The sequence below is a fragment of the Stenotrophomonas sp. KH_036_B genome (assembly GCF_057839485.1).
Window position 1 is genome coordinate 1,609,711 of the sequence record NZ_CM174491.1, and the last position, 18,745, is coordinate 1,628,455.

The following is an 18,745-nucleotide window of genomic DNA, read 5'->3' on the forward strand; positions in this document are numbered from 1 at the left end:
GAGTGTTGAAACGAGGGTGTGCCGATGTGGGAAACGCTGGGAACCGTCCGTGACCTGGGACGCCTGCAGGAAATCGCCTCGGTCCTGATCCGCTACGGGTTCGGCGACCTGGTGCGCCGGATCGGCCTGGCCGACGTGCTTGAACGTGCCGGCCGCCTGCTGCACTGGAACGATACCCAGCAGATCCTGCGCATGACCGCCCCGGTGCGGGTCCGCCGCGCCATGGAAGACCTGGGTCCCACCTTCGTCAAGCTGGGCCAGGTGCTGGCCACGCGCGTCGACCTGTTCCCGCCGGACTGGATCGTCGAGTTCACCGAGCTGCAGAACGCGGTGCCGGCGTTGCCCTATGCGCAGATCCGCGACCAGCTCGAGGCCGACCTCGGGGCGCCGCCCACCGAGGTCTTCGCCTGGCTGGACGAAACCCCGATGGCCGCCGCATCGCTGGCCCAGGCGCACCGCGCCACCCTGCATGATGGCAGTGCGGTGGTGTTGAAGATCCGCCGTCCCGGCATCCGCGAGGTCATCGAGGCCGACCTGAGGCTGCTGGCGCGACTGGCGGAGATCGTCGAAGCGCGCCTGCCGGACATGCGGCGCTATCGCCCGGCCGAGGTCGTGCAGCAGTTCCAGGTGTCGCTGCGGCGCGAGCTCGACTTCGCCGCCGAGTGCCGCAACGCCGAACGCATCGCGCGGAATTTTGCCGGGCGCAATGACATCCTGATTCCGCGCGTGCACTGGCAGTGGACCTGCGAGAGCCTGAACGTGCAGGACTTCGTTGACGGCATTGCCGGCCGCGACCTGGCTGGCGTCGATGCGGCCGGCCTGGACCGCGTGCGGCTGGCCCGGACCGGTGCGCGCATCGTGCTCAAGATGGTGCTTGAGGACGGCTGTTTCCATGCCGACCCGCACCCGGGCAACATCATCTACCTGCGCGATGGCCGGATCGGTGTGATCGATTTCGGCATGGTCGGTGCCATTTCCGAACAGCGCCGTTTCCAGGTCGCGCAGCTGCTGCACGGGCTGGTCAGCCAGGAACCCGAATCGGTGACCGACGTGCTGCTGGACTGGTCCGGCGGCATCGAGGTGGACGAGTCGCGCCTGCAACAGGACATCAGCGCCTTCGTGGACCAGTACCGGGGCGTGCCGCTGAAGGACCTGCACATGGGCCTGATGCTGGGCAACATCACCCAGCTGCTGCGCCAGCACGCGCTGACCCTGCCGGCCGACCTGGCGCTGATGATCAAGACCTTCCTCACCCTGGAAGGCATGGGCCGGCAGCTTGACCCGCAGTTCGACATGGCCACCGCGGCGCGCCCGTTCCTGGAACGGGTGATGTGGCAGCGCTACTCGCCGGGCGCCATGCTCAAGCGCGGCAAGCGCAGCCTGGTCGGGATGATGGACCTGGTCGGCGATCTGCCCCGCGACGTGCGCCAGCTGCTGCAGATGGCCCGTCGCGGCCGGCTCCAGCTGAAGGTGGAGACCACCGCGCTGCAGGGCTTCGGCGAGCAGGTCAACCGCGCCGCCAACCGCCTGGTGGTCGGGATCGTCACTGCGGCGCTGATCATCGGTTCATCGATCGTGATGCACAGCGTGGGCGGGCTCTCCAGCCGCTGGTTGCTGGCGCTGGGTGTGGCGGGGTTCGTGGGCGCGGGATTCTGCGGGGTGTGGATCCTGGTGTCGATATGGCGGTCGGGCAGGAATTCGTGAGGGTGGAGGGCGACAGGTGTAGAGCCACGCCCTGCGTGGCTGCCCTCCGTTCGGGGGTCATGACGCCTGGCAGGCGGCTTCGGCAGGTTTAAAGATCGGCGTAGAGCCACGCCCTGCGTGGCTGCCCTCCGTTCCGGGCTCATGACGCCTGGCAGGCGGCTTCGGCAGGTCTAAAGATCGGCGAAGAGCCACGCCCTGCGTGGCTGCCCTCCGTTCCGGGCTCATGACGCCTGGCAGGCGGCTTCGGCGGGTCTAAACGTCGGTTGGTGGACAGTGGCCGATGCCGGTGCGGCTTCGGGTAGTTGTGCCGCGCTGCGCGCGGTTGCCACGCTACCAAGCGTGCCCCGTGCCAAGCGGCCGGAGGTGGGCGCGTGGCGACGCGTTCAACGCATCGGCGCCTGCAGGTCTCGAGGCGCGGCGTGGCACTACGACCTTTTACTGGCTTCGTTGGGATACGGATACGGAGGCGTTGTCTTCGCTTTTTTTGTCTGGGCACTTGTGGAGGCTGGGTGTTAGTAGTAATACTACTAACCATGGACCTTACCGACACCCAGCAGGCGATCCTGCAGTTGATCGCCGAGCGTATCGAGACCGATGGCGCGCCGCCGTCGCAGACGGAAATCGCCCGCGCCTTTGGCTTCAAGGGCGTCCGTGCCGCGCAGTACCACCTGGAAGCGCTGGAGCAGGCCGGGGCGATCCGTCGCATTCCGGGCCAGGCCCGCGGCATCCGGCTGGTGCAGGTGCCGCCGCTGCAGGATGGCCTGCCGGCCTCGCTGTCGGTGCCCGCGCTGCCCGACCACGTGCTGCGCCTGCCGGTGCTGGGCCGGGTCGCGGCCGGTCTGCCGATCGGTGCGGACATCGGCTCGGACGACTTCGTGGTCCTGGACCGGGTGTTCTTCTCGCCCGCGCCGGACTACCTGCTCAAGGTCCAGGGCGACTCGATGATCGACGAGGGCATCTTCGACGGCGACCTGATCGGCGTCCATCGCACCCGCGACGCCCGCTCCGGCCAGATCGTGGTGGCGCGTATCGATGACGAGATCACCGTCAAGCTGCTGAAGATGGGCAAGGACCGGATCCGCCTGCTGCCGCGCAACCCCGATTACAAGCCGATCGAAGTCCTCCCGGATCAGGACTTCGCCATTGAAGGTCTCTATTGCGGCCTGTTGCGTCCGAACCGCTGATCTTCCTGCTGCACTACATGCACGGTCTTTTGTGGCGATTCTCTGGTTCCGCTGAGGTTGGTACGGATGTCCGATAATTTTTTTCCGAGCGCCGGGCAGAATCTCAGCCTGTGCGATACGCCAGCCTTAAAGTGAACCCATGGCCAAGAAGACTTCCAAAGACAGCACCTCCACCGACACGACCTCTGCAAGGACCCATCCTATGGACGAGAACAAAAAGCGTGCCCTCACCGCCGCGCTGAGCCAGATCGAAAAGCAGTTCGGCAAGGGCGCCGTGATGCGCATGGGCGACCGTGTCGTCGAAGCGGTCGAGGTCATCCCCACCGGCTCGCTGATGCTGGACATCGCGCTCGGCATCGGTGGCCTGCCCAAGGGGCGTGTCGTTGAGATCTACGGTCCGGAATCCTCCGGCAAGACCACCCTGACCCTGCAGGCCATTGCCGAATGCCAGAAGAAGGGCGGCACCGCCGCCTTCATCGACGCCGAGCATGCCCTGGACCCGATCTACGCCGCCAAGCTGGGCGTGAACGTGGACGACCTGCTGCTGTCGCAGCCGGACACCGGTGAGCAGGCGCTGGAAATCGCCGACATGCTGGTGCGTTCCAGCTCCGTGGACATCGTGGTGGTCGACTCGGTCGCCGCGCTGACCCCCAAGGCTGAAATCGAAGGCGAGATGGGCGACCAGCTGCCGGGCCTGCAGGCCCGCCTGATGAGCCAGGCGCTGCGCAAGCTGACCGGCAACATCAAGCGCTCCAACACCCTGGTGGTCTTCATCAACCAGTTGCGCCACAAGATTGGCGTGATGATGCCGGGCCAGAGCCCGGAAGTGACCACCGGCGGCAATGCCCTGAAGTTCTACGCCTCGGTCCGCCTGGACATCCGCCGCATCGGTGCGATCAAGAAGGGCGACGAGATCATTGGCAACCAGACCAAGATCAAGGTCGTCAAGAACAAGCTGGCGCCCCCGTTCAAGCAGGTCATCACCGAGATCCTGTACGGCGAAGGCATCAGCCGCGAAGGCGAACTGATCGACATGGGCGTGGAAGCCAAGCTGGTCGAGAAGGCGGGCGCCTGGTACAGCTACGGTGAAGAGCGTATTGGCCAGGGCAAGGACAACGCCCGCGGTTACCTGCGCGACAACCCGCAGATCGCCCAGCGCCTGGAAGCCGAGCTGCGCGAGAAGTTCCAGCCGGCCGAAGCCGCCCGTGAGGGTGGTGAGGACGACGGCGAAGACGACGCCGAGTGAGTTTCCTGCGGGGCAGGGCAGCGCCGTCAGTGACGCTTGCCCTGTCCCGCGGTTTCAGTATTCCCCCGACGGGGGGAGCGCCAGGGACGGCGCATTTCATCGAGAGCCGCCATGCAAGACGCCGACGCCCCGGCACCCGGCCGCAAGCGCCGTGTCCGTGAACAGACTCCCGTCCAGCGTGCGCTGGGCCTGCTGGTGCGCCGTGAGCACTCGCGCAAGGAGCTGACCCGCAAGCTGAAGGCCCGTGGCATCGAGACCGATGCGGCCGAAGCCGCGGTCAACAAACTTACCGAGGCCGGCTGGCAGGACGACACCCGCTTTGCCGAGAACCTGGTGCGGGTCCGCGCCAATACCGGTTACGGACCCCTGCATATCCGCGCCGAGCTGGGCACCCATGGGCTGGACAGCGAGCAGATCGCCGCCGCCATGGAGACCTTCGAGGGCGACTGGACCGAGAACGCGCGGGACCTGATCTGCCGCCGTTTCGGCGAGGCCGGGCCCCAGGAGCTGCCCCAGCGCCGCAAAGCGGCCGATCTGCTGGCCCGGCGGGGGTTCGATGGCGACAGCATCCGCCGTGCCACCCGCTACGACCCGGATGACTGATGGACGCATGCCGCGTGTCCCTGCGGCCCGGGCCTGATACCCTTTGTGGTTTCGGCGGTCCTGCTGTCGACACCCGGCCATTGGGGCTGTGTGCGAGGGACCGGCCGGCCCGCATGAAGCCAGCCCCCAATGAACGCACCCGTCAAATTCACCACCTCCCAGATCCGCAGCGATTTCCTTGAGTTCTTCAAGGGCAAGGGCCACACCATCGTGCCGTCGGCACCGCTGGTGCCGGGCAATGACCCGACCCTGCTGTTCACCAATTCCGGCATGGTGCAGTTCAAGGACGTGTTCCTTGGCGCCGAGAAGCGCAGCTACGTGCGCGCGGCCGACGTCCAGCGCTGCCTGCGCGCCGGCGGCAAGCACAACGACCTGGACCAGGTCGGCTACACCGCGCGCCACCACACCTTCTTCGAAATGCTCGGCAACTGGTCGTTCGGCGATTACTTCAAGAAGGACGCCATCGCCTGGGCGTGGGAGCTGCTGACCCAGGTCTGGAAGCTGCCGGCCGAGCGCCTGCTGGTCACCGTCTACCAGACCGATGACGAAGCCTACGCGCTGTGGCGCGACATGGTGGGCATTCCGGAAGCGCGCATCGTGCGCATCGGCGACAACAAGGGCGCGCCGTTTGCCTCGGACAACTTCTGGCAGATGGCCGACACCGGCCCGTGCGGTCCGTGCACCGAGATCTTCTACGACCACGGCGACCACATCGCCGGTGGCCCGCCGGGCTCGCCGGATGAGGATGGCGACCGCTACATCGAAATCTGGAACCTGGTGTTCATGCAGTTCGACCGCCAGCCCGACGGCACCCTGGTGCCGCTGCCGGCGCCGTGCGTCGACACCGGCATGGGCCTCGAGCGCCTGGCCGCGATCCTGCAGCACGTGCACACCAACTATGAAATCGACCTGTTCCAGGCGCTGATCCGCAAGGCCAGCGAACTGACCGGCATGGCCGACCTGGAAAACAAGTCGCTGCGCGTGATCGCCGATCACATCCGCGCGTGCTCGTTCCTGGTCGTCGACGGCGTGCTGCCGTCCAACGAAGGTCGCGGCTACGTGCTGCGCCGGATCATCCGCCGTGCATTGCGCCACGGCTGGATGCTGGGCGTGCGCCAGCCGTTCTTCAGCAAGCTGGTGCCGACCCTGGTCGAGCAGATGGGCGAGGCCTATCCGGACCTGCCGGCGCAGGCCGACATCGTCGTGCGCGCGCTGCAGGCCGAAGAGGAACGTTTCGCCCAGACCCTCGATTCGGGCATGAAGATCTTCGATGATGTTGCCGCCCAGGTGACCAACGGGATCATCCCCGGCGTGGACGCATTCCGCCTGTACGACACCTATGGCTTCCCGCTCGACCTGACCCAGGACATCGCGCGCGAGCGCGACCTGGTCGTGGACATCGAAGGCTTCGATGCGGCGATGAAGGAGCAGCGTGACAGTGGCCGCAAGGCAGGCAAGGGCGGCGCCGGCGTGGTGCTGTCCGCCGAACTGGTCGCCACCCTCACGCCGACCGTGTTCCTGGGCTACGACCGCCTGCAGGCCGACGGACTGACCGTGCTGGCCCTGCTCAAGGACGGCCGCCCCGTGGAAAGCGCGCAGGCCGGTGACGACGTCATCGTGCTGACTGACCAGACCCCGTTCTACGCGGAATCCGGTGGCCAGGTCGGCGATACCGGCACGCTCGCTGGCAACGGCGTGCAGCTGCAGGTCAGCGACACCCACAAGTTCGCGGGCCAGTACCACGGCCACGTCGCCCGGATCGCCAGCGGCAGCGTCAAGGTAGGTGACGTGCTCAGCGGCCAGATCGACGGTGATCGCCGTGGCGCCACCATCCTCAACCACTCGGCCACCCACCTGCTGCACGCCGCGCTGCGTGAAGTGCTGGGCACGCATGTGCATCAGAAGGGCTCGCTGGTCGCGCCGGACCGCCTGCGCTTCGACTTCTCGCACTTCGAACCGATCAGCGCGCACGATCTGGCGGTGATCGAGCGCAAGGTCAACGAGCAGGTGCGCGTCAACAACGCGGTCGAAGTGCACAACATGGCCATGCAGGAAGCGCTGGACTTCGGCGCGATGGCGCTGTTCGGCGAGAAGTACGGCGAAAACGTGCGCGTGCTGAAGATGGGGGACTACTCCACCGAACTCTGCGGCGGCACCCACGTGTCGCGTACCGGCGACATCGGCCTGTTCAAGATCACCTCCGAAGGCGGTGTGTCCTCCGGCGTGCGCCGTATCGAAGCGGTGACCGGGCAGGGCGCATTGGATCACGTGGCCCACGAAGAGGCGCAGCTCACCGAGGCAGCGGCGCTGCTGGGCGGCAGTGCCGGCGACGTGGTCGAGAAGATCCGCCAGCTCGGTGAGCGCCAGAAGAAGCTGGAACGTGAGCTGGAGGCGCTCAAGGCCAAACAGGCCGCCGGTGCCACCTCCGACCTGGGCGCCAGCGCAGTAGAGGTCAAGGGCGTCAAGGTCCTGGCCGCGCGGTTGGAAGGCTTCGACGCCAAGGCCCTCCGTGACGCAATCGACCGCCTCAAGCAGCAGCTGGGCGACGCGGTGATCGTGTTGGCCGGCACCCAGGACGGCAAGGCCGCCCTGGTCGCAGGCGTGAACGGCAGCGCAATGGGCAAGGTAAAGGCCGGGGAACTGTTGTCCCACATCGCCAGTCAGACCGGGGGCAAGGGCGGCGGCCGCCCGGATCTCGCCCAGGGTGGTGGTGAGGACGGGCCCGCCCTTGCTTCTGCACTGGCCGCCGTCGTGGACTGGGTTACCCCCCGTATCTGAACGCCTGAATCCTCCTGCTCCTTGATGGGGCAGGAGAGCTGACGGTACTATGGCGAATCTTTCCCCTTTGTCGTGTGGCGTTCCTTGGCTGGGCGCCGAGCCGGTGGGGAAAATCCACCGGTTCCCTGGAGACTTGAAAAAATGTTGATCCTGACTCGCCGTGTTGGCGAAACCCTGATGATCGGTGACTCGGTCAGCGTGACCGTGCTCGGCGTCAAGGGCAACCAGGTGCGTATTGGTATCACCGCTCCGAAGGACGTGGCCGTGCACCGCGAAGAGATTTACCAGCGGATCCAGCGAGGCGATGAGCCGAATGCATCCGGAAGTGAAAATTCTTCCGATTAAGGCTTTACCTCGGGGTGTGAAAAAAGTTATTCTTCGCGCCCCCGCTGAGAAGAAACACCGCAGCGACGGAACGAAAATATTGGAGCGGTGCCCGAGTGGCTGAAGGGGCTCCCCTGCTAAGGGAGTATAGGGCTTAAAACTCTATCGAGGGTTCGAATCCCTCCCGCTCCGCCAGTAATAGAAAAGGCCTTCGTACGAATGTACGAAGGCCTTTTTCTTTGCGTGATGCATGGGTCAACGATGCAGGAAGGGAAGGCGCTGTTGCCGCCACGTTGACGCCACCGCCGCGCTTCGTGCACCGGCCACCTGCGAGGGTAGATGCTTCCCCCGCAGCAGGAGCCGTCGTGAACGCACGCCGACACTTCCTTTCCGCCGCCGCCGCCGGCACCGCCGCACTCGCCAGCGCGCCGCTGATGGCGCAGTCCGCAGGTCCCGGCAGCGTGTTGCCCACCCGCGGCCGCGCCGCAGCGCAGGCATTGCCCACCAACGCGGCCAGCAAAGGCGGCCGCTTCCGGCCGCACACGCGCCTGGGCCTGGGGGGCGCGGCCGTCGGCAACGGCTTCGCGCCCGCCACCGATGCACAGAGCGAGCAGACCCTCGCTGCGGCCTACGCGGCGGGCGTGCGCTACTTCGATACGTCGCCCTGGTACGGGCTGGGACTGAGCGAGCGACGCTACGGTCACCACCTGCACACGCATCCCGCGCGCGAGTACACGCTGTCGACCAAGGTCGGCCGCCTGCTCACCGCCACGGCGGGGCAACTGCAGGACACGATGTGGAAAGCGCCGTCGCCGTTCCACTATCGCTATGACTATTCGGCCGACGGCGTGCGCCGTTCGATCGAAGACAGTCTCAACCGGCTGGGCGTTGCGCAGCTGGACGTGGTGTTCATCCACGATCTGTCGCCGGACAACGAGAAGGACCTGGGCATGCCCTGGGAGCAGCGCTTCGCCGAAGCGGCCACGGGTGCGATGCCCGCGCTGACGAAGATGCGCGAGGAGGGCCTGATCAAGGCGTGGGGCTTCGGCGTCAATCGTCCGGAGCCTGCGTTGCGTGCGATCCAGGAGGCCGATCCGGACATCTTCCTGCTCGCCTGCCAGTACTCGCTGCTCGACCATGAAGAAGCGCTGCATGACACCTTCCCCGCGATTGCGAGGCACGGTGCCTCGGTCGTGGTCGGCGCGCCGCTGCTGGCCGGCTACCTGGCCGGGCGCGACCGCTATCTTTACGACGGCAACGTGCCCGAGTGGGCACCGAAGAAGCGTGCGGCGGTGCAGGCGATCTGCGATCGCCACGGCGTCGACCTGCGCACCGCCGCACTCCAGTTCGCCGATGCCCCCGAGGTGGTGTCTGCGGTGATTCCGGGTGCACGCACGCCGGAACAGGTGCAGGCGAACGTGGCCTCGATGTCGGTGGCCGTGCCCGCCGCACTCTGGGCTGACCTCAGGCAGGCCGGCCTGATCGCCGCGGACGCCCCGGTGCCCGGCGGCTGAGTCCGCCCGCGGGGTGCGGGCCGGCAGGGTCGGCACCCCGCGGACGAAGGCGACGCACGCGCACGGCCCTGCGGTTGCGACCCGCAACGTCCGGTACGGGCGAAGATGCGCGATCATGGCGCCCATTCCTGCCTCCAGCCGCCGCCAGAGGATTCCCGTCCTGTCTGGAGGCGTTGCCGTGTCCGTTGCTTCACTGCGTGTTGTTTCCCCCCGTCCGTTCGTCCGTATGCGAGGTGTGCGGCTCTCCCCGCTGATGAAGGCGATCACCGGCGTATTGGGCCTGGTCGTCTCCGCAGGTGCCGCGCAGCCGTACTGGTTGCTGGACGCGATGGCGCGCTATGAATTCAACGACCGCCTCGCCGCGACGGTGAACGTCAACAACCTGCTCGACAAGCACTACTACACGATCTTCAGCTGGTACAGCACCTACACCTGGGGTGAGCCGCGCAATGTGCGGCTGTCACTGACGTACAGGTTCTGAGCCGCCTGCGCCCCGGTCACGCCGCCTGGCGGGATGACCGGGGTGCTGCCTCGCGGTTTACAGCGGCAGGTCGAACACCAGCAGTTCGGCGTCGTTGGCGTTCTCCAGCGTCAGCTGGGACTCGTCGCTGATCTGCAGGGCATCGCCGGTGTCCAGGGTGATGCCGTTGACCTGCAGCTGGCCACGGGCCACCTGGACATAGGCGCCTCGCTGCGGAGCGAGGGCCAGGTGCACGCGGTCGTCGCCGTCGAGGATGGTCGCGTAGATGTTGGCATCCTGGTGGATCAGCAGCGAGCCGTCGCGGCCGTCCTTCGAGGCGACCAGGCGCAGCTGGCCGCGCTTGGTTTCAGGGGCGAAATGCGATTCCTGGTAGCTGGGGGTGATGTTCTCGGCATCCGGGAACAGCCAGATCTGCAGGAAGTGCACGGTTTCATCGGCCGAGTGGTTGAACTCGCTGTGGCTGACCCCGCTGCCGGCACTCATGCGCTGCACGTCGCCGTAGCGCAGCACCGAGCCGGTGCCCATCGAGTCCTTGTGTTCCAGCGCGCCGCCCAGCACGTAGGAGATGATCTCCATGTTGCTGTGGCTGTGGGTGCCAAAGCCCTGGCCGCCGGTCACCTTGTCTTCGTTGATCACGCGCAGCGGGCCGAAGCTGGTGTAGCGCGGGTCGTAGTAGCCGGCGAAGGAGAAGGTGTGCTGGGAGTTCAGCCAGCCATGGTTGGCCTGGCCACGGGTAGCGCTCTTGCGGATCTGCAGCATGGTGTTCTCCTGGGTGTTCGATCGTTTCGATGGCGGTCCGGGGCGGTGTCTGCTGCCCCTTTCCTGTTGGCGCCAGTATCCGCTTGCACCTCCGGGTTGAAAAACGGATAGTTTTGCAAGCCATCATCGAAAAATTCGAATGCTCAAGCTCAGCCTCGATGCCCTGCAGATACTGGACTCCATCGACCGCCGCGGCTCGTTTGCCTCGGCCGGCAAGGAGCTGCACAAGGTGCCCTCGACGATCTCCTACACCGTCTCCAAGCTGGAGCAGGACCTGGGCGTGCAGCTGTTCGACCGGATCGGGCCGCGCGCCCACCTCACCGAGGCCGGGGTGGCGTTGCTGGAGGAGGGGCGGCACCTGCTGCGCGCAGCGCGGGAACTGGAGATGCGGGTGCGGCGGGTGGCGTCGGGGTGGGAGGCCGAGCTGACCGTGGCGGTTGATTCGATGTTCCAGCCGGCGCTGCTGGCCGAGGAGGTCCGCGCCTTCAGTGCGGTGGCCGAACAGACCCGCGTGCGGTTGATCAGCGAGGCGTTGTCCGGCACGTGGGAGGCCTTGCTGGACCGGCGTGCGGACCTGCTGGTCGGCGCGGCAGGCGAGGGGCCGAGCGGCGGGGGCTATGTGGTGGAGCCCCTGGGCGTGGTGCGCTTCGTATTCGCCGTGGCGCCCGACCACCCGCTGGCGTCGGTGCCCGGCGCGCTGACCCGCGAGCAGCTGGGCACCCATTGCGCGATCGCCGTGGCCGATTCGGCGCGGCGGCTGCTGCCGCGCACGGTCGGGCTGCTGATGGGGCAGGAGACGGTGACGGTGCCCGATACGGTGAGCAAGTTCCGGCTGCAGTGCGCCGGACTGGGGTTCGGGTTCCTGCCCGAACCCTACGTGCAGGCCGCCGTCGCCCAGGGGCGCCTGGTGCTGAAGCAGGTGGAGGAGCCCAAGCCTGATGAGACGTTCTGGCTGGCCTGGCGGACCGGCGAAGAGGGCGCGGCATTGCGCTGGTGGCGGGCGCGGATGCAGCAACCGGGACTGATGGAGCGGTGGTGGGGGCAGATGCAGGGGTGGTTGTAGAGCCGCACCCTGCGTGGCTGCGCTTCGTTCCGGGGTCATGAACACCTGACGCGTGGCTTCGGATCGTCTAAACGTCGGACGGATTGATGCGTGCGGGGGGCTCCGGTCTTCGGATGCTTGTGCCGCGCTGCGCGCGGTCTCCACGCAGGGCGTGGATCTACGCCCATTGCTGGGGGCTTCGGTACGCCCGCCGTAGCCCCACCTTGGAATCCTGAACGGTGGCTGGTGTGTCATGGATCGGTCATGTGGATGCGGTAGAGGGGGCTTCGGGCGGGCGCTAATCTGCGCGGCTTCATTGATCTTTTGTGCGCCATGAAACGCCTCCTGCTGCTGTTGCTGGCGGGCGCCGGCCTTTGGCTGGCGGCCTGTTCCTCACTCTCATCCTCCGCTGCCTCCACCTCGCTCAGCGATCGGCTGGTCGCGCCGGGTGGCGTGTCCACGCTGCTCGATACCGCGCGCATTGCCGAGGCGGTGGATGCGGTGCCCAACCGGCATGGGTTCGTGACCGGGCGCGCTGGCGTGCCGCTGTTCTGGCGCGCGTTTGATCCGGGCCGGTACGGTCTTCGCTACCACTACCTGGCGCAACAGCACGACAACGGCGCGCCGTTGAATACCGGTCTGCAGCTGGCGTTGCCGCATCCCTTCCAGCCGCAGGCGCCGCGCGGCACCGTGGTGCTGCTGCACGGCTGGATGATGAATGGTGATGCGATGCTGCCGTGGTCGCTGCAGCTTGCCGAATCCGGCTATCGCGTGGTCACCATCGACCTGCGCAACCATGGCCACTCCGGCGCCGGGCCGTCCGGCTACGGGACCTTCGAATCCGACGACGTGATCGATGTGATCGACGCATTGCAGCGCCGCGGCGAAGTGGTGGGGCCGCTGTATCTGTTTGGCGTGTCCTACGGTGCGGCCACCGCGCTGTTCACCGCCGACAAGCTCGGCGACCGGGTGACCGGGGTGGTGGCGATGGAGTCGTTCGCCAATGCCGGCGATGCCATCCGCAGCATGATTCCGCATCTGATGTCGCTGCAGCCCACCGCGTGGAAGGCGCAGGCCATGGCCGCCTACGGGCGCTGGCGCTACGGCGGGCAGGACATCGACAAGGTGATCGCGGCGGCAAGCCAGCGTTTGGACCTGGATCTGGACCGCGTGGATGTGACCCGCGCGGTGGCCGACACCCGCGCCTGCGTGCTGCTGCTGCACGGGCAGAACGACGCACATGTGCGGGTGGAGCAGGGGCGTGCCTTGGCAGCGGCCAGCCCGCGCGTGCACTACATCGAGATGCGCGGCGAAGACCACATCACCCTGCCGTTGCGACTGGACCTGTTGAGTGGCGTGGTGGACGACTGGCTTGCGCACGATGACCATGCGGGTGGCCGCTGCCCCGCGCCAGAAGTGCCGCAGGAAGCGGATCGCAGGGCGATGGCCGCGGTGCAGGCGCGGCTCCCCGCAAGGGCGTAGAGACACGCCCTGCGTGGCTTCGCGGTGCCTGATCGTGACGCAGCCACGCAGGGCGTGGCTCTACACCTTCGCAGCCACGCAGGTGAACTGACCCCCAGAAGTTGGACACCCATCCAACTTCTGGAGTCTGTTCATGATCCGATATGAAAGACGTTTCAAGCTCAAGGTTGCCCGGGCGGGTGCCGAAGGCGCCCGCCCGGTGGCTGCGCTTGCCAGCCAATATGGCTTGGGTCGCACCATGGTCCACCGTTGGATCGAGACCTATCGCCGGCATGGCCAGCAGAGTTTCAAGGGGTCTCGGGCACAACGCTATACGCCCGGGTTCAAGGTGGCTGTCCTTAAGCAGATCAGGCGGAATGGCCTGTCGCTTCGTCAGGCGATGGTCAAGTTCGATATAGGCAGCGCGACGGTGATCAAGGCGTGGCGGGATCAGTATGATTTGGGAGGCACCAATGCCTTGGCCCCTGCCCGAGATCGACCCCGAATGAAGAAGAAGCCTCCCGTTCCAAAGCGCCCTGAGGATATGACGCCCAAGGAGTTGTGCAAGGAGCTGGAGTACCTGCGCGCGGAGAATGCATTCTTAAAAAAAATGGATGCCTTGATCCGGGAAGAGCAGGCGGCCGAGCAAGCGCAGCAGAAGTCGTCCAAGGATTGAGGCACCAGCATCGCTTGCCGCTTTTGCTCAAAGCGGCAGGCCTTCCTCGCAGCACGTTCTATCACCAGGTGCATGCCGCCCAGCGGCCTGATGAAAAGGCGAAGCTGAAACGAAACATTGAGGCCATCTATCACCGCCACCAAGGTCGGTATGGGTATCGCCGTATTGCCGAAACGCTCAGGGCAGCAGGTGAGCAGATCAACCGCAAAGCAGTGCATCGTTTGATGCGCCTGATGGGCCTGAAGTCCGTCGTGCGCGTCAAGAAATACCGGTCCTATCGCGGTTCGGAAGGGATGGTGGCTCCAAATCACCTCGCTCGTAATTTCCAGGCGTCTGAGCCCAACCAGAAATGGGTCACCGACGTTACCGAATTCAACGTAGGTGGCAAAAAGCTGTATCTATCGCCAGTCATGGATCTATTCAACGCGGAAATCGTGGCCTATCAGACCAGTACAAGCCCTTCGCTGGAAATGATCACCACCATGCTGGGTAAGGCGTTCCGACGGTTGAAGTCGGGACAAACGCCGCTGGTGCACTCCGATCAGGGATGGCAGTACCGGCACCCCACCTACGTGCGACGACTGGCAGATCGAAACATCCCGCAAAGCATGTCTCGAAAGGGCAACTGCTTCGACAACGCTGCAATGGAAAGCTTTTTCGGAACATTGAAAGAAGAATTCTTCCGCCTCAAAAGATTTGCCAGCACTGAAGAGTTGCAGCGCGGACTGAAAACTTACATCCAGTACTACAATCACAAGCGCATCAAGATGGGCCTAGGTGGCCTGAGCCCGGTCCAATACCGGGCCCAAGCGTCTGTACCCTAGACCCCCGACCGTCCAACATTTGGGGGGCAGTTCAAGGGCGTGGCTCTACACCTTCGCAGCCACGCAGGGCGTGGCTCTACACCTTCGGGGAGAATCAGAAACAAAAAAGGCAGCCAGTGGCTGCCTTTCTTCTCATCGATGCAATGGTGCGCCCGGAGAGATTCGAACTCCCGACCGCCTGGTTCGTAGCCAGGTACTCTATCCAACTGAGCTACGGGCGCGCTTGCATTGTCTGGTGTTGCGTTGTCGCGATGTAATGGTGCGCCCGGAGAGATTCGAACTCCCGACCGCCTGGTTCGTAGCCAGGTACTCTATCCAACTGAGCTACGGGCGCATTTACATCACGTTTTTTTTACCGCTACCGGCAGAGGCGAAACTGCTGGCCTGTTGATGGTGCGCCCGGAGAGATTCGAACTCCCGACCGCCTGGTTCGTAGCCAGGTACTCTATCCAACTGAGCTACGGGCGCGTCAACAGGAGCGGAATTATGCGGATCGACGCCGCATCCGTCAACGCCTTTGTGAAGGACGTCATTCAAATGAATGAAAAAGTGCCTTCACCACGGCCTCCGGCGACGTCATCCAGGCGAAGTGGTCCGCCCGCGTTCCCAGTGCCGATGCCGGCACCACCGACAGTGCGGATGCCACCTGCGGCAGCTTGGCCAGCAGGCCCTGCATGGAGCCGGTGGGGGCGAACCAGTCGTCGGCCATGACCACCGCGCTGGCGCGGCCCTGCAGCCTGCGCATGCCGCCCTCCAGGTCCTGCGCCATGCCCGTGGCGGCGTAATGGTTGTTCAGGCCCACCCGCGCCCAGTCGCGGATCAGTCCGCGCGCCTCGGTGCCGCCGAAGCCGAGCCGGCGCCCATGCAGCACGCCCTGCCGCTGCGCCAGCCACGGCAGGAAGCGGTACACCAGCGGCAGGGTCCAGCCACGCGGGGCCGGGAAGGCGCGCCAGTACGGCGTGCCGGTGGCCACCAGCCAGAAGCGTTCGAACACGCCCGGGTGCAGGCCCGCGAACACGCACGCCAGCTGGCCGCCCAGGCTGTGACCGCCGATGACCAGCGGGGCCGTGCCGTGCAGGCGCAGTGCCTTCAGGCTGGCCGGCAGGTCATGCGCGAGGATCTCGCGGTAGCCCCAGTCCTGCTGCCGCGACGGGCGCAGGCGGCTGCTGCCGTTGCCGCGCCATTCGTGCAGGAACACGGCAATGCCGCGCGCGGCCAGCGCGTCGGCGAAGGGCTGGTAGTTGCGTGCGGACACGCCCAGCGCCGGGAGCCAAAGCAGGTGGGCGCGCGGTTGCGCCGGTGCGCGTGCGATCAGTTCGAAGCGGTGGCCATCGTCGGCCTCGACCGGTATGGCCAGGGCGCGCGTCATGCCGACCACGCCGCGCCGAAGTGGTCGATGACCCGTACCTCGCTGCGGCCCGGCGCGTATCCGCTCTGCAGGCCGCGTGCAACGTAATCGATCGCGGCCTCGCACGCGTTGGGCAGCGACAGCCCGCAGCATAGCTGTGCGGCGATCGCCGAGGCCAGCGTGCAGCCGGTGCCGTGTGCATCCACCGGAAGCCGGGCGTGGATGAACTCCTCGCGGGTCACGCCGTCGAAGTAGCGGTCGATCACCCGCGTTCCCTCGGCCATGTGGCCGCCCTTGAGCAGTACCGCACCGGCACCCAGGTCGAGCAGCGCGGCGGCGGCATCTTCGGCGTCGTCGGCGTTCACGATGCGGCGCCCGAGCAGCAGTTCGGCTTCGGGGGTGTTGGGGGTGAGCAGCGTGGCCAGCGGCAGCAGCCGCGTGCGCAGCGCGTGCAGCGCGCTGTCTTCCAGCAGCCGCGCGCCGCTGGTGGCGACCATCACCGGATCCAGCACGACGTGGGTGGGGCGGTATTTTTCCAGCGCGTCGGCCACCCGTCCGATCACCTCGGCGTTGGCCAGCATGCCCAGCTTGACCGCGTGGATGTCGAAGTCGGCGAAGCAGGCATCGATCTGCGCCTGCAGGAACGCCAGTGGGGGCACGTGCACGGCGGTGAGGCCGCGGGTGTTCTGCGCGGTGAGCGCGGCAATCGCCGAGAGCCCATGCACGCGGTGTGCGGCAAACGCTTTCAGGTCGGCCTGGATGCCGGCACCACCGCCGGAATCGGAACCGGCGATGGTGAGGGCGGAGACGGGCGTGGATGGGCTCATGCCGCGATTGTGCCGCCGGGCGGTGCAGGGCGCCATGGGCATGCCGGGCAGTGCCCGGCATGCAGGGGCGTCAGCCGCCCTTGCCGCCGTTGAACTGCAGCTCGGAGAACTGGCTGCTGGCCGGGTCGAACAGCACGCCCCAGAACTGCCGGCCGCCGTCGCAGGCGCGGATCGCTTCGCGGGCCGGGTCGATCTCGCTGTGGTCCGGCAGCCGGAAGGCGTTGAGGTAGATCAGCTGCCGGCCGTCGAGCTCGACACCCACGTACTGGCGGTCGAAGTCACCGGCATGCGGCACCTGCGCCTCCAGCGATGGCAGCTGCGCTTCGAGCTGCTCGACCTGCTGGCGGCTGGGGGCCCAGTAGCCGGTGACCCGCCCCGGCGGCTGGCCGGGGCTGGGGCGCGAGCAGGTGTCCAGGACCTGGGCGGCGATCACCGGACGGGTCACCACCCAGGACTGGCCGCTGCGCACGTCGGTCGGCACGCGGATGCCGGGACGGGTGTTGGCGGGCGTGCAGGCCGCCGCCAGCGCGGCCAGCGCCAGCGGCAGGACGGCACGGGGAAGGAAACGGTTCACAACACCTCCGAGGCGTAGTCGGCCAGGCGCGAACGCTCGCCACGGCGCAGCGTGATGTGCGCGCTGTGCGGCCAGTTCTTGAAGCGGTCCACCGCGTAGGTCAGGCCCGAGGTGGTTTCGGTCAGGTAGGGCGTGTCGATCTGCTCGACATTGCCCAGGCAGACGATCTTGGTGCCGGGGCCGGCACGGGTGATCAGGGTCTTCATCTGCTTCGGGGTGAGGTTCTGCGCCTCATCCAGGATCAGGTAACGCGAGAGGAACGTACGCCCGCGCATGAAGTTCAGCGAACGGATCTTGATGCGGCTGGCAATCAGGTCGTTGGTGGCCGCACGACCCCACGCGCCGCCTTCCTGGGTGTGGGTGAGCACTTCCAGGTTGTCGGTGAGCGCGCCCATCCACGGGGTCATCTTTTCTTCTTCGGTACCGGGCAGGAAGCCGATGTCCTCACCGACGCTGACCGTGGCGCGGGTCATGATGATCTCGCGGTAGCGCTGCTGGTCCATGGTCTGGGCCAGGCCGGCGGCCAGCGCCAGCAGGGTCTTGCCGGTGCCGGCGGTGCCGAGCAGGGTGACGAAGTCGATCTCCGGGTCCATCAGCGCGTTGAGCGCGAAGTTCTGTTCGCGGTTGCGCGCGCCGATGCCCCACACCGCGTGGCTGCCGCGGAAGTCGTTGACCAGGGCCAGGGTGACCTTGCCGCTGCCGTCGACCTTGGCCACGCGCAGCTCGACCTCGTCTTCGCCCGGCAGGTAGGCGAACTGGTTCGGGTGCCAGTCCTCGTCTTCGGTGGCGACGATTTCGTAGCTGGTGCGGCCCTTGTCGCTCCAGCTGCGCAGGTCGTCGGTGTGCTTCTTCCAGAAGTCTTCCGGCAGCTCGGTGGCGCCGGTGTAAAGCAGGCTGAAATCATCCAGTGCCCGGTCGTTCTCGTAGTCTTCCGACACGATCCCGGCGATTGCCGCCTTGATCCGCAGGTTGATGTCCTTGGACACGAACACCACCGGAATCTCCGGCACCTGTTCCTTCAGGGCCAGGATGGCACCGAGGATGGCGTTGTCCGGGATGACGGCGCCGAAACTCTTGCCCGCGTCGAAATGACTGGTCTGGAAGCGCAGCAGGCCCACGCTCTGCTTGCCGCGCAGCTGCAGCCCGTTCGGGCGCTGCAGGGGGATGCCATCGGCCAGGTTGTCCAGGCCCGAGGCCTGCACCAGCTCATTGAGGAAGCGGCTCACCTGGCGCGCGTTGCGGCTTGCCTCGGTGGTGCCCTTCTTGCCGTTGTCCAGCTCTTCGATCACCTGCATGGGCAGGTAGACATCATGCTCCTCGAACTTGAACAGCGCGGTTGGATCGTGCATCAGCACGTTGGTATCCAGAACGTAGATGCGCTTGCCTCGGGTCATCGTCAT

The 18,745-nt window shown here is 66.3% G+C and carries 16 protein-coding genes and 4 tRNA genes; 12 read left to right on the forward strand and 8 right to left on the reverse strand.

Features of this window, described 5'->3' with window-relative positions:
- The first annotated feature begins 24 nt into the window (after nt 1-24).
- The 9 genes from ubiB (at nt 25) to AC3ITN_RS07460 (ending at nt 9,834) form a co-directional block, all read left to right on the forward strand.
- Nucleotides 25-1,704 carry a 2-polyprenylphenol 6-hydroxylase gene (gene ubiB, locus AC3ITN_RS07420; RefSeq protein ID WP_489392508.1) on the forward strand — a complete coding sequence of 560 codons (1,680 nt, stop codon included), beginning with the start codon at nt 25-27 and terminating at the stop codon, nt 1,702-1,704.
- 533 nt (nt 1,705-2,237) lie between these two features.
- Nucleotides 2,238-2,888, forward strand: a complete 651-nt coding sequence (lexA, locus tag AC3ITN_RS07425) for a transcriptional repressor LexA (RefSeq protein ID WP_313343894.1) — start codon at nt 2,238-2,240, stop codon at nt 2,886-2,888.
- A gap of 202 nt (nt 2,889-3,090) precedes the next feature.
- On the forward strand, nt 3,091-4,134 hold the full coding sequence (recA, locus tag AC3ITN_RS07430; RefSeq protein WP_313343897.1) for a recombinase RecA: 1,044 nt from the start codon (nt 3,091-3,093) through the stop codon (nt 4,132-4,134).
- A 111-nt stretch (nt 4,135-4,245) separates the two neighbouring features.
- The gene (gene recX / locus AC3ITN_RS07435) at nt 4,246-4,737 is read left to right on the forward strand and encodes a recombination regulator RecX (protein ID WP_489392509.1); all 492 of its coding nucleotides are present in this window, start codon (nt 4,246-4,248) and stop codon (nt 4,735-4,737) included.
- A 129-nt stretch (nt 4,738-4,866) separates the two neighbouring features.
- Nucleotides 4,867-7,515 carry an alanine--tRNA ligase gene (gene alaS / locus AC3ITN_RS07440; RefSeq protein ID WP_489392510.1) on the forward strand — a complete coding sequence of 883 codons (2,649 nt, stop codon included), beginning with the start codon at nt 4,867-4,869 and terminating at the stop codon, nt 7,513-7,515.
- A 141-nt stretch (nt 7,516-7,656) separates the two neighbouring features.
- Complete coding sequence (gene csrA / locus AC3ITN_RS07445) at nt 7,657-7,860, forward strand: carbon storage regulator CsrA (protein ID WP_019183311.1); 204 nt, start codon at nt 7,657-7,659, stop codon at nt 7,858-7,860.
- Between the two features lie 81 nt (nt 7,861-7,941).
- Nucleotides 7,942-8,034 (forward strand) — tRNA-Ser (locus tag AC3ITN_RS07450).
- Nucleotides 8,035-8,204: 170 nt separating this feature from the next.
- Complete coding sequence (locus AC3ITN_RS07455) at nt 8,205-9,353, forward strand: aldo/keto reductase (RefSeq protein ID WP_489392511.1); 1,149 nt, start codon at nt 8,205-8,207, stop codon at nt 9,351-9,353.
- Nucleotides 9,354-9,531: 178 nt separating this feature from the next.
- Nucleotides 9,532-9,834, forward strand: a complete 303-nt coding sequence (locus tag AC3ITN_RS07460) for a hypothetical protein (protein ID WP_489392977.1) — start codon at nt 9,532-9,534, stop codon at nt 9,832-9,834.
- A gap of 57 nt (nt 9,835-9,891) precedes the next feature.
- On the opposite strand, the gene AC3ITN_RS07465 is transcribed toward AC3ITN_RS07460, so the two are convergent.
- Nucleotides 9,892-10,593 (reverse strand): pirin family protein, encoded by a 702-nt coding sequence (locus tag AC3ITN_RS07465; protein ID WP_489392512.1) that lies wholly within the window; start codon nt 10,591-10,593, stop codon nt 9,892-9,894.
- A gap of 139 nt (nt 10,594-10,732) precedes the next feature.
- Between AC3ITN_RS07465 and AC3ITN_RS07470 the strand changes: the two genes are divergently transcribed.
- The 3 genes from AC3ITN_RS07470 to AC3ITN_RS07480 all read left to right on the forward strand — a co-directional run bounded on the left by AC3ITN_RS07470 (nt 10,733) and on the right by AC3ITN_RS07480 (nt 14,596).
- On the forward strand, nt 10,733-11,656 hold the full coding sequence (locus AC3ITN_RS07470; protein WP_489392513.1) for a LysR family transcriptional regulator: 924 nt from the start codon (nt 10,733-10,735) through the stop codon (nt 11,654-11,656).
- Between the two features lie 312 nt (nt 11,657-11,968).
- Nucleotides 11,969-13,117, forward strand: coding sequence for an alpha/beta hydrolase family protein (locus AC3ITN_RS07475; protein ID WP_489392514.1), 1,149 nt, complete (start codon nt 11,969-11,971; stop codon nt 13,115-13,117).
- 133 nt (nt 13,118-13,250) lie between these two features.
- A protein-coding gene (locus AC3ITN_RS07480) for an IS3 family transposase (RefSeq protein WP_489392515.1) occupies nt 13,251-14,596 on the forward strand; the annotation gives its coding sequence in 2 pieces (ribosomal slippage) (nt 13,251-13,719 and nt 13,719-14,596; 1,347 coding nt in all).
- A gap of 144 nt (nt 14,597-14,740) precedes the next feature.
- On the opposite strand, the gene AC3ITN_RS07485 is transcribed toward AC3ITN_RS07480, so the two are convergent.
- The 7 genes from AC3ITN_RS07485 to AC3ITN_RS07515 all read right to left on the reverse strand — a co-directional run bounded on the left by AC3ITN_RS07485 (nt 14,741) and on the right by AC3ITN_RS07515 (nt 18,739).
- Nucleotides 14,741-14,817: transfer RNA gene (locus tag AC3ITN_RS07485), tRNA-Arg, on the reverse strand.
- A gap of 36 nt (nt 14,818-14,853) precedes the next feature.
- Nucleotides 14,854-14,930: transfer RNA gene (locus AC3ITN_RS07490), tRNA-Arg, on the reverse strand.
- 57 nt (nt 14,931-14,987) lie between these two features.
- A tRNA-Arg gene (locus AC3ITN_RS07495) sits at nt 14,988-15,064 on the reverse strand.
- Nucleotides 15,065-15,125: 61 nt separating this feature from the next.
- Nucleotides 15,126-15,965 carry an alpha/beta hydrolase family protein gene (locus AC3ITN_RS07500; protein WP_489392516.1) on the reverse strand — a complete coding sequence of 280 codons (840 nt, stop codon included), beginning with the start codon at nt 15,963-15,965 and terminating at the stop codon, nt 15,126-15,128.
- A complete protein-coding gene (gene thiD / locus AC3ITN_RS07505) occupies nt 15,962-16,771 on the reverse strand; it encodes a bifunctional hydroxymethylpyrimidine kinase/phosphomethylpyrimidine kinase (protein WP_489392517.1) in 810 nt (269 codons plus the stop codon). Before thiD ends, AC3ITN_RS07500 begins: the two co-directional genes overlap by 4 nt.
- A 70-nt stretch (nt 16,772-16,841) precedes the next feature.
- A complete protein-coding gene (locus AC3ITN_RS07510; RefSeq protein ID WP_489392518.1) occupies nt 16,842-17,345 on the reverse strand; it encodes a hypothetical protein in 504 nt (167 codons plus the stop codon).
- Entirely contained in the window at nt 17,342-18,739 is a 1,398-nt protein-coding gene (locus tag AC3ITN_RS07515) for a PhoH family protein (protein ID WP_313343922.1), read from the reverse strand. Before AC3ITN_RS07515 ends, AC3ITN_RS07510 begins: the two co-directional genes overlap by 4 nt.
- Between the last annotated feature and the right edge of the window lie 6 nt (nt 18,740-18,745).